This window comes from Plesiomonas sp. (genome assembly GCF_051650925.1).
Taxonomy (GTDB): domain Bacteria; phylum Pseudomonadota; class Gammaproteobacteria; order Enterobacterales; family CAMTGL01; genus Plesiomonas.
Window position 1 is genome coordinate 1 of sequence record NZ_JBOFRH010000158.1, and the last position, 9,650, is coordinate 9,650.

Annotated in this window: 10 protein-coding genes and 1 pseudogene; 5 read left to right on the top strand and 6 right to left on the bottom strand. The window is 51.4% G+C overall.

What is annotated here, in order from left to right:
* Window positions 1-416: transcriptional regulator AsnC (gene asnC / locus ACRC27_RS03595; protein ID WP_438639210.1), on the bottom strand; the 416-nt coding region annotated here is incomplete at its 3' end.
* Between the two features lie 226 nt (window positions 417-642).
* On the opposite strand from asnC, the gene asnA reads away from it, so the two are divergent.
* Window positions 643-1,635, top strand: a complete 993-nt coding sequence (asnA, locus tag ACRC27_RS03600) for an aspartate--ammonia ligase (RefSeq protein WP_438623248.1) — start codon at window positions 643-645, stop codon at window positions 1,633-1,635.
* 128 nt (window positions 1,636-1,763) lie between these two features.
* Here asnA and gstA read toward each other — a convergent pair whose 3' ends face one another.
* Window positions 1,764-2,369, bottom strand: coding sequence for a glutathione transferase GstA (gstA, locus tag ACRC27_RS03605; RefSeq protein WP_438639208.1), 606 nt, complete (start codon window positions 2,367-2,369; stop codon window positions 1,764-1,766).
* A gap of 350 nt (window positions 2,370-2,719) precedes the next feature.
* On the opposite strand from gstA, the gene ACRC27_RS03610 reads away from it, so the two are divergent.
* Window positions 2,720-3,133, top strand: coding sequence for a DUF805 domain-containing protein (locus ACRC27_RS03610; RefSeq protein WP_438623246.1), 414 nt, complete (start codon window positions 2,720-2,722; stop codon window positions 3,131-3,133).
* A gap of 122 nt (window positions 3,134-3,255) precedes the next feature.
* Here ACRC27_RS03610 and ACRC27_RS03615 read toward each other — a convergent pair whose 3' ends face one another.
* Both ACRC27_RS03615 and ACRC27_RS03620 read right to left on the bottom strand, forming a co-directional pair.
* Window positions 3,256-4,002: an FAD-binding oxidoreductase gene (locus ACRC27_RS03615; protein ID WP_438639209.1), complete on the bottom strand. Its 747-nt coding sequence runs from the start codon at window positions 4,000-4,002 to the stop codon at window positions 3,256-3,258.
* Between the two features lie 104 nt (window positions 4,003-4,106).
* The gene (locus tag ACRC27_RS03620) at window positions 4,107-4,724 is read right to left on the bottom strand and encodes a helix-turn-helix transcriptional regulator (RefSeq protein ID WP_438629586.1); all 618 of its coding nucleotides are present in this window, start codon (window positions 4,722-4,724) and stop codon (window positions 4,107-4,109) included.
* 368 nt (window positions 4,725-5,092) lie between these two features.
* On the opposite strand from ACRC27_RS03620, the gene emrD reads away from it, so the two are divergent.
* Window positions 5,093-6,301: a multidrug efflux MFS transporter EmrD gene (emrD, locus tag ACRC27_RS03625; RefSeq protein ID WP_438623243.1), complete on the top strand. Its 1,209-nt coding sequence runs from the start codon at window positions 5,093-5,095 to the stop codon at window positions 6,299-6,301.
* Window positions 6,302-6,387: 86 nt separating this feature from the next.
* Here emrD and glpX read toward each other — a convergent pair whose 3' ends face one another.
* Window positions 6,388-7,398: a class II fructose-bisphosphatase gene (gene glpX, locus ACRC27_RS03630; RefSeq protein WP_438629588.1), complete on the bottom strand. Its 1,011-nt coding sequence runs from the start codon at window positions 7,396-7,398 to the stop codon at window positions 6,388-6,390.
* 257 nt (window positions 7,399-7,655) lie between these two features.
* Window positions 7,656-8,174 (bottom strand): Spy/CpxP family protein refolding chaperone, encoded by a 519-nt coding sequence (locus ACRC27_RS03635; RefSeq protein ID WP_438623241.1) that lies wholly within the window; start codon window positions 8,172-8,174, stop codon window positions 7,656-7,658.
* A gap of 166 nt (window positions 8,175-8,340) precedes the next feature.
* On the opposite strand from ACRC27_RS03635, the gene cpxR reads away from it, so the two are divergent.
* Together cpxR and cpxA are read left to right on the top strand one after the other, a co-directional pair.
* Complete coding sequence (gene cpxR, locus ACRC27_RS03640; protein ID WP_438629590.1) at window positions 8,341-9,033, top strand: envelope stress response regulator transcription factor CpxR; 693 nt, start codon at window positions 8,341-8,343, stop codon at window positions 9,031-9,033.
* Window positions 9,030-9,650: pseudogene (gene cpxA / locus ACRC27_RS03645) on the top strand (envelope stress sensor histidine kinase CpxA); the annotation flags it as partial. The gene cpxR and the pseudogene cpxA, both read left to right, overlap by 4 nt.

Below are 9,650 nucleotides of genomic sequence, written 5' to 3' on the forward strand. Positions count from 1 at the left end.
GTTTCCGTTGACTGAATTTCATCAATATTCTGAATTTTATTGACCAGCACATGCTGCAACTCATCAATTGAGCGGGTCATCACCTTGATAAAAATACTGTAGTTACCGGTGGTGTAATAGGCTTCGACCACCTCATCAAGCTCGCGTAATTTCCCCAGTGCCGAGGGGTAGTCTTTGGCACTTTTCAGATTAATACCGATAAAACAGCAGACATCATAGCCCAGCCGCTTGGCGCTAACCTGTACTCGCGTTCCCTCAATGATTCCGGCCTCTTTCATCTTCTCTACCCGCACATGAATCGTACCGGCGCTGACCCCAAAACGCTTAGCCAGTTCAGCGTACGAAGTGCGCGCATTATCCATTAATGCGCTCAGTATCGATTTATCCAGATTATCGATTCGGTAATTTTCACCCATTTTTACTGCCTTTAATTGTTGATCCATTAAATATAGCGCTATTTTTTTAGTGATAATTACATGTAATGGTTATTTTTATTAATGAATATTGAATTGTATGGCGGTTTTGTTGAAGAATCAAAAACAGAGAGGCGCAGGAGCAAATGGTATGCATGGCTCTGTTAGCGCGATATTCACCTTTTTTGACGGGTCAGCAGACCGGCAATAACAGAAGAAGAGCCGTATCATGAGCAGAGAATTTATCCAGCGCCAGCAGCAAATCAGCTTTGTAAAAACCTACTTTTCCGATCAACTGGCACAGCACCTTGATCTGGTGGAAGTGCAGGGGCCAATTTTGAGCCAAGTGGGTGATGGCATTCAGGATAACTTGTCGGGCAGTGAGCAAGCTGTGCAAGTGAAGGTAAAAACCTTGCCACAAGCACAGTTTGAGGTGGTGCATTCACTGGCAAAATGGAAGCGCCATACACTAGGACGTTACGGTTTTCAGGCCGGAGAGGGGATCTTCACGCACATGAAGGCACTGCGCCCTGATGAAGACCGGCTGTCGGCTATTCACTCTGTGTATGTTGATCAGTGGGATTGGGAGCGGGTGATGCCTGAAGCTGAGCGTACGCCAGCCTATCTGCAACAGACAGTACAGAAAATTTACCGTGCCATTAAGCAGACCGAGCGTGCGGTGTGCGCCGAGTATGGGTTAACGCCATTTCTGCCATCTGATATCCAGTTTATGCACAGTGAGCAGTTGTTGCAGCGTTATCCGCAGCTCAGTGCTAAAGAGCGCGAGCGGGCGATTGCCAAAGAGTTGGGTGCTGTATTCCTGATGGGTATCGGCGGGGCACTGTCAAACGGTGATGCACACGACTGCCGCGCGCCAGATTATGATGACTGGAGCTCTGCGGGGATTGAAGGCTTGGCCGGTTTAAACGGTGATATTTTGGTTTGGAACCCAGTGCTGGATGATGTGCTTGAGCTGTCATCAATGGGGATTAGGGTCGATGCGGCCGCACTGCAACATCAGCTGGCACTGACCGGTGATGAGGCGCGTTTAAGTCAGGCATGGCATCAGAACCTGTTGCAGGGCGCGATGCCGCAAACTATCGGTGGAGGTATCGGGCAATCGCGGCTGACTATGCTGTTATTGCAACGCCCACATATCGGGCAGGTGCAGTGCGGTGTCTGGCCGAGCGCGTTACAACATGAAGTGAGCGGGCTATTGTGATCTGACATCCTTCCTCTTTCTGAACTGTTCGGTATCAACCCGTCGGTATAAAAACGCCCCTGAGTAGCATGGCTGCTCAGGGGCGTTTTGTTAACGAAAATGAGCGGCTGTTAGCCACCCAACGGTGGTTAAATCAGCCCTTCGGCTTTGAGTGTTTGCTGTACAGCCGGACGCGCACCGATACGGGCAAGATACGCTTGTACATGTGGATACGGAGCAAAATCAATTTTCAGCGGTGTTGCCCAGCCAAGTACGGTAAACATATAGGCATCGGCAATCGAGAAGGTTGCACCGGTCACATACTCTTGCTTGGAAAACTGCTGATCTAAATAGGCCAGTTGCCCCTGAATGCGGGTTAGTACGACTTCACGCCATTCGGCTGGCATCGCCGGATTGAACAGGCTGCCCCAGGTTTTGTGCAGCTCGGTGGCGACGTAGTTCAGGCTCTCAAGCAGGTGATAGTGGGCACGGCTACCTGCGGGCGGCGTCAGGGCGTTGTTTGGGCACTGATCGGCCAAATACTGCACAATCGCCACCCCTTCGGTCAGTATCGTGCCGTCATCAAGCAGCAGCGTGGGGATTTGCCCTTTTGGGTTGATGGCCAGAAAGTCATCGCCGTGTTCAGTCTTCTTTGCGCGTAAGTCGACTTTTTCCACGCTGTGCGGCAAGCCAAGCTCGTTGAGTACGATATGCGGAGACATTGAGCACGCACCTGGGGTATAGAACAGTTTCATCGATAATTTCCTTATTGGATAACAGTTCATGTCATGCTGGAATTGTTGTTCAGCAGCAAAAGGGATCAGGCTGATAGAGACGGCATTGCCTTATCCTGCGTAGACCAATATAGGCTACTGACACGCCAGCGGCTAGAGGTGCTTTCCCTCACCTGATATGTCAGTCGGTTTGTGCAAGATTGTTGGGGGAGATAAGCGGTGAATATCCTGATTGCGCGCAAAAAGGGCCGTCAGCGGCAGACACACTGTGAGGCCGCTTGTGATATCAGGTGAAAAGGATTTTACTGCTGCGTAATTGCTAAGGATGCAGGATAATATCCGTTATCAATCTGCCGCTACAGGGTACGTTTATGTCGCTTTATGCATGGTTATTTTCTTTTCGAGGTCGGTTACAACGTCAGGGGTTTTGGCAGGGAATGGGCATTTGTCTGCTGCTGTTGATGCTGGCAACTTGGTTGCTTGACGGTTACACCAATGCGGTCAGTGCGGTAGTGATAGTGCTGCTGTGGCCGATGCTGGCGGTCTTGGTCAAGCGTCTACACGACAGGGGTAAACCCGGCTGGTTTGCGGCACTGTTGATTATTCCGGTGTTTTTTCCGGGGATTGGCCCGTATTTAACCGAACCGCTGTGGCAGTGGGCGATTGCCCGTTTTATGCCGCTGTTCGTACTGGTGATTTTTGCCCTTGATTGTGGGCTGTTTCGTGGTCAGCCAGACCGTAATCAGTATGGTGATGTTCCGCAACCGGTGCGTTTTCGCCGCTAGTGTTGCGGGCTAATTGACGGTAATAGTTTCAAACTGATGACGTTTTATTATAGCGCGCGGCACGGTATTGGGTTGTTACCGTGCCGCATCTGTGCATTGAACAGATTACGCGGGTGTTTTACTTACCAGTAATGCTCACTGGTGATCTGGCCGGGTTTACGGCGTAGATGTTTTTGCAAGTTAAAGCTGTTGATCAGCGTTTGCTGGGTATCGCGCACCATTTGTGGGTTTCCGCACAGCATAATGTGTGAATGTTCGGCCGTAATAGCTAATTCTGCTTTTTGCTCTAATGCACCTGAGGTTAACAGCGCCGGAATTCGCCCCTCTAATCCATCAGGATTTGCCTCACGGCTCACTACACTCAGGCAGCGTAATTTTCCGGCATATTCAGCCTCCAGCGCCTGCATCTGTGGCCAGTAGCTGAGATCTGACTGTTGGCGCACGGCATGGATCAGGCGGATATGGCGAATAGACTCAAGTTGTGAAGGTTGTGCCAGCATTGATAAATACGGGCCAATGGCCGTACCGGTAGCGATCATCCATAAATCACGGGTCGGCGGCAGCTCATCAAGCACAAAAAAGCCGTTGGCCTGTGCCGTTAGCCACACGTTATCTCCCACCTGTAGCTGCTGTAACGCACTAGAGAGTTTGCCTTCGGGCACTTGGATCACATAAAAAATCAGATCATCGCTGTCGGGGGCATTCACATACGAGTATGCGCGCTGTATCCGCTCACCCTGAATATCCAGCGCCAGCTTGGTGAACTGGCCGGCTTTAAACGGTGCAACCGCTGCGCGGACGTGCAGCGAAAACAGGCGATCGGTCCAGTGTTCGATTTTACTGACGCGGCCTTGAACCCACTCTGTCATGCTGTATACCTTCTGTGTGTTGCTCAATATATTGTTTTTATTCGGATATGACTTTATTTATCAGGATATCCATCTATACCTATACAGATATCAGCGTTGTTGTATCAACGGGCTGAAATAGCATAGGCACAGCGGCGGTCTCCGCCAACAATATGTTCGATACGTTCAACCTGATAAGGTTCACCGAGCAGGCGCTGAAATAAGTGTAGTTCACTGGTACACAAGGCCTGACACGCACTGGCGGCAGAACAGATCGGGCAGTGCTGTTCAATCAGTAAAAATCCGCCGGCATAGGGGTGCAGTTCGGCCATATATCCCTCGTTCTGGCGCAGCCGCACCAGTGCACTCAGGCGGGCTTCCAGCGTCTGGGCATGCAAGAGCGCACCGTGATACTGCTGATACAATTGCTCTTCACGCTCGCTCATCAGTTGGTTGAGCATCGGCTCGCCATACAGTTTACGGATGCTGATCAGTAATCCGGCAGAAAGGTCGGCATGGCGATCGGGAAAGGTGGCATGCCCTTGGGCAGTGAGTGACCAGTAACGGGTCGGACGGCCGATTTTCAGCCGCTGATCATCAAACTGCACCAGTTGCTGCTGTTCGAGTAACTGCATGTGCTGGCGAATGCCCATGGTGGTCATGCCCAGATCTGCGGCGAGCATCTTTGCACTGAGTGCACCCTGACTTTTCAGCCGATGCAGAATAATATCCGCCGTTTTCATGATGGGATCTGCTCCGGTTTCGCCGCCATGTTAATAGAATGTTTATTATGCCGTGCGCAGTTTATAAAGCAATGCGTTTACTTATTGTGGGAAATATTGCGGTATAAAAAGCGTGACTGAACCTGATGGCTGGCAGTGTAAATATTTTATTCCAGCCGGTGATCGGTTATTTGTACGCCTGTCTGAAATCTTCCGAGCGTAAAAGGTTGTGAGCTGGCTCACCACTTTGTTATCGTATTACCTATGACTCTTTCCAGTCATTTTTTTATCTACTATTTCCCTTAATCCACAGAATAAAACTCTGCGTTGCTAACGCTGCAATCTAAGGTTGCAGTGGCGTTGTGCAGTGGAATTGAAGCCAATTAAACATGAATAAAACAAACGAAAACAAAATGCTGCTTTTGCTGATTTTGTTAGTGGCTGTTGGGCAGATGACACAAACCATCTATGTTCCCGCCATGACGCAGATTGCAACGGGATTAATGGTTCGCCCAGGTGCTGTACAGGCGGTGATGGCCGCCTATTTACTGACTTATGGCCTGTCACAACTGATTTATGGCCCACTCTCTGATCGTATTGGTCGTCGCCCTGTGGTGCTGGCCGGTTTACTGGTATTTGTGGCGGGTACACTACTGGCTATTTTAGCACCGAATTTAGATCTGCTGGTGGCCAGCAGCGCGATCCAAGGGTTGGGGACAGGAGTTGCGGGTGTCATGATCCGTACCGTGCCGCGTGATCTGTTTGATGGTGCGCCGCTGCGCCGTGCCAACAGCCTGATCAGTATGGGGGTGATATTTAGCCCGTTACTGGCACCGGTGCTGGGTGGGGTGTTATCGGCCCACTTTGGTTGGCGGGCCTGTTTTGTGTTTCTGCTTGGGCTGGGGTCATTTGTCTGGTTATCGATGGCACTTTGGTTGCCGGAAACGAGGCCGGAAGCAGCAAAACACCATGCGACCAGCTTGCTCAAAGGGTATAAACATCTGTTACAGCAGGGTGATTTTGTCGGCTATGTGCTGATTATGGTCTGTGCCTTGTCAGGGATTGCGGTGTTTGAAGCGAGTGCCGGTGTACTGATGAGCAATGAGCTGGGGCTGAGCGAAGTGATGGTCAGCATCTTGTTTATTTTGCCATTACCGGCAGCCTTTTTGGGTTCGTGGCTGGCTGCGCAAAAGGGTTTTACCCTCAATCAGTTAATGTGGATTGGTGCTAGCTCTGCGGTATTGGCCGGTTTTAGTATGTGGGCATGTGGCGCACTCGGTATTCTTACGGTATATAGCCTGCTGATCCCCGCGGCGATGTTCTTTTTTGCCGGTGGCATGCTGTTTCCGCTGGCGACGACCGGCGCACTTAACCCTTACCCGCTGTTGGCTGGTTCGGCCGGCGCACTGGTTGGCGGCTTACAAAATATGGGATCGGGAGTCACCACATGGCTCTCGGCCAGCCTGCCAATGCATGGCCAAACCACGCTTGGTTTGCTGATGTTGGTAATGGGGCTACTGATTGGCCTGATCTGGCTGCTGATTGTTTACCGCCAGCGCCAGCACAAACAGGACCTCTCTGCCCGTCGCATCGGTTAAAGATCAATGCAGATAAAAACGGCACTCGATTGAGTGCCGTTTTTGTTATGACCGTCGAATTGCAGCGCGATTACATGACAGTGTTATCACAGAATAATCTGGCAGATCTCAGGGTCTTTACGATCCAAATAATGGGTCGATTTGATGCGGCGAATGGTGCGTGATTTACCGCGGATCAGCAGCGTTTCAGTGGTTGCTACATTGCCCTGACGGTGAATACCCTCAAGCAGATCACCTTTGGTGATGCCGGTGGCCGAGAAAATAACGTTATCGTTACGCGCCATATCTGACAGCGTCAGCACTTTATCCGCCTCAATGCCCATCTCTGCACAGCGGGCTAGCTCACTTTCACCCAACCGGCGGTTCTCTTCACTGTCACCTTTGACGTGATGACGTGCCAGCAAACGGCCCTGCATATCGCCATCAAGCGCACGGATCACCGCCGCAGAGATAACGCCTTCCGGCGCACCGCCGATACCGTACAGCACATCTACTTCACTCTCTGGCATACAGGTCAGAATAGAGGCGGCCACATCCCCATCAGGAATGGCAAACACCCGCACGCCCATCGCCTGCATCTGTGCAATGGCGCTATCATGGCGTGGTTTGGCCAGCGTGATGACGGTCAGTGCATGCAGCGGTTTGTTCAGCTTTTCGGCAACACGGGTCAGGTTTTCAGTCAGTGATAAATTAAGATCTATCACCCCTTTTGCTGCCGGCCCGACGGCCAGTTTTTCCATATACATATCAGGGGCGCGTAAAAATGTGCCTTTTTCGCCCACAGCCAGTACCGCCAACGCATTGGCCTGCCCCATGGCCGTCATCCGCGTGCCCTCAATTGGGTCAACCGCGATATCTACTGCGCAGCCTTGGCCAGTACCCACTTTTTCACCGATATACAGCATCGGCGCTTCATCAATTTCACCCTCACCAATGACTATCTCACCGGCTATCTCAACTTGATTGAGCATAATGCGCATCGCGCGAACCGCAGCATCATCGGCAATATTCTTATCGCCACGCCCCAGCCATTTGTAACCGGCCAGTGCCGCCGCTTCGGTTACACGGGAAAACTCGATCGCTAATTCACGTTTCATGAGGGAGAACCTGTCAGAGAGAATGAATAAAAACGTCGCCGAGTCTAGCACAAAACAGACGTAACCGTTTGCGTTTGCGTGTTAAAAAATCACGCTCATCCCCCTTAAAACAGCAAGGCCGCTGTAAAAGAGAAAGATTATTTAGGGAAAAAAAGCACAGAGCACTTAAAAAAATGGGGGGATGAAAGCAAAAACACCCGCTGACGCAGCGCCAGCGGGAGAAGAGTGAAGATCCGTTTTGGCAGGAAGTTAAAACCTTAGTTTGCCGCTGGTGCTGCGGCTGGCATAGCAGGTTTGGCTACCGGTTGGCGAGCCTGATAACGCTGATCGACCTTGGCTTGTTGCTCTGGTGTCAGCAGGTTATACATCTGGTTATGGGTGCGTGCGCGCTCAACCTGACTGTCAACACGCTGTGCGTTCATCTTCTCAAACATTTTGCGGGCCGCTGTTTCATCAAATTTTGCAGCGGTCATGATTTTGTGCATTTCAGCACGCATTTCATCGGCCATACGCGGTTCGCGCTTTTGCTGTTGGCACAATGTTTTGAACTGCGCTTGCTGCTGTTCGCTCAGGTTTAGCCCTTTAGTGGTAAAACCGGAACAGCGCATATTTTTATGATCGCCGTTTTTCATCTGATGCTTTTGCATCATACCGGTTCGCTCTGCCGGCGCGGTGTTGTCCGCTGCGGCGGTGGTGACTGCGGTGGTTTGTGCCATAGCCAGACCCGATGTCAACGCCAACACAGAAGCAATCATAACTTTATTCAGTACTCGCATCGTTTTTTCCTTTTACTGGTTAACAGGGGTGGATGTTGTCCGTTCAATCAATGAGGGTAATTGTAGGCGCATCAATGCAAAGTGGTGTCAGGTGGTGTAAATCTATGTAAAGGAACATAGCTGTCAGGCAGGGGATCGCATACCTTATGTCAGGCGGAGGGACAGTATGACCAAATTATTGCTTGTAGACGATGACCACGAATTAACCGATTTACTCTCAGAACTGCTCGAAATGGAAGGCTTTTCGGTGCTCGTTGCCCATGATGGCGATCAGGCACTGAGTGTGTTGGATGAAAGTATCGATCTGATCTTGCTCGATATCATGATGCCCAAACGCAACGGGCTTGAAACACTCAAGGCTCTGCGCTTGAACTTCACAACGCCAGTACTGATGCTGACCGCGCGCGGCAGTGAGCTGGACAGAGTGCTGGGGCTAGAGCTGGGTGCGGATGACTATCTGCCAAAACCCTTTAATGATCGTGAGCTGGTGGCGCGGATCCGGGCTATTTTGCGCCGTACCGTGCGGGTCAGTGGTAACGAAGATAAGGGGCAGGAGTGTTTGCAATTTGATCAGATAACCCTCTATCCGGGTCGGCAAGAGGTGCGCTATCAGGATGCCGCCCTTGATTTGACGGGGACAGAATTTACCCTGTTGCAGTTGTTGATTCAGCACCCCGGAGAGATCATTTCACGGGAAACATTGAGTCTGGATATTCTGGGAAAACGCCTTTCACCGTTTGACCGCTCGATAGACATGCACATGTCAAACCTGCGCAAAAAGCTGCCCGAGCGCAGTGACGGCCAGCCATGGTTTAAAACCCTGCGAGGGCGCGGTTATCTGCTGGTTACGGCAGCATGATCGGGCTATTTAATACCCTGAACAGCCTGACTGCGCGGATATTTGCGATTTTCTGGTTTACGCTGGCGCTGGTATTGCTGCTGGTGCTGATGCTGCCACGCTGGGATAGCCGTAATGTCACCGAACTCTCGGCACGAGAGAAGGTCTCTTACCAGCGGATGGCCAATCAACTGGGGCGGCAACTGCAAGCCCTGCCCGCTGATGCAACCGATCGGCAAATTCGATTATCGCTCAACAGCAACCAGCATTCGCGTGTGCGGGTGGTGATCCAGCGCGGTGATGGCCTGTTGCTCGGTTCAGGGCATATGGGCGCGCGCGATATGAGCAGCTTTGTCTCACTGTCGGAAGATTTACAGTATCCACGTAAAAAACTGTATGACCAGCGCATGGTGATCGGGCCGTTTATCGTGTTTGCCCACGGGGAGATGTATCGCCTGTTTCTGTCGCATCCGACCGACCCGAAAAAAGGGCTGATCAACTACCTGATTGATCACCCGATTACCCTGCTGGCCGTGACCATGTTGAGCAGTACCCCGTTTTTGCTGTGGCTGGCTTGGAGTTTGGCGCGTCCTGCGCGGCGTTTGCAGCGGGCAGCGAATAAAGTGGCCGGTGGTGAG

Bases quoted from the DNA above. Each gene is read 5' to 3' on its own strand.
- emrD (WP_438623243.1), top strand. From the start codon at position 5,093: ATGAATAAAACAAACGAAAACAAAATGCTGCTTTTGCTGATTTTGTTA.
- ACRC27_RS03635 (WP_438623241.1), bottom strand. From the start codon at position 8,174: ATGCGAGTACTGAATAAAGTTATGATTGCTTCTGTGTTGGCGTTGACA.
- ACRC27_RS03615 (WP_438639209.1), bottom strand. From the start codon at position 4,002: ATGACAGAGTGGGTTCAAGGCCGCGTCAGTAAAATCGAACACTGGACC.
- ACRC27_RS03620 (WP_438629586.1), bottom strand. From the start codon at position 4,724: ATGAAAACGGCGGATATTATTCTGCATCGGCTGAAAAGTCAGGGTGCA.
- ACRC27_RS03610 (WP_438623246.1), top strand. From the start codon at position 2,720: ATGTCGCTTTATGCATGGTTATTTTCTTTTCGAGGTCGGTTACAACGT.
- asnA (WP_438623248.1), top strand. From the start codon at position 643: ATGAGCAGAGAATTTATCCAGCGCCAGCAGCAAATCAGCTTTGTAAAA.
- glpX (WP_438629588.1), bottom strand. From the start codon at position 7,398: ATGAAACGTGAATTAGCGATCGAGTTTTCCCGTGTAACCGAAGCGGCG.
- gstA (WP_438639208.1), bottom strand. From the start codon at position 2,369: ATGAAACTGTTCTATACCCCAGGTGCGTGCTCAATGTCTCCGCATATC.
- cpxR (WP_438629590.1), top strand. From the start codon at position 8,341: ATGACCAAATTATTGCTTGTAGACGATGACCACGAATTAACCGATTTA.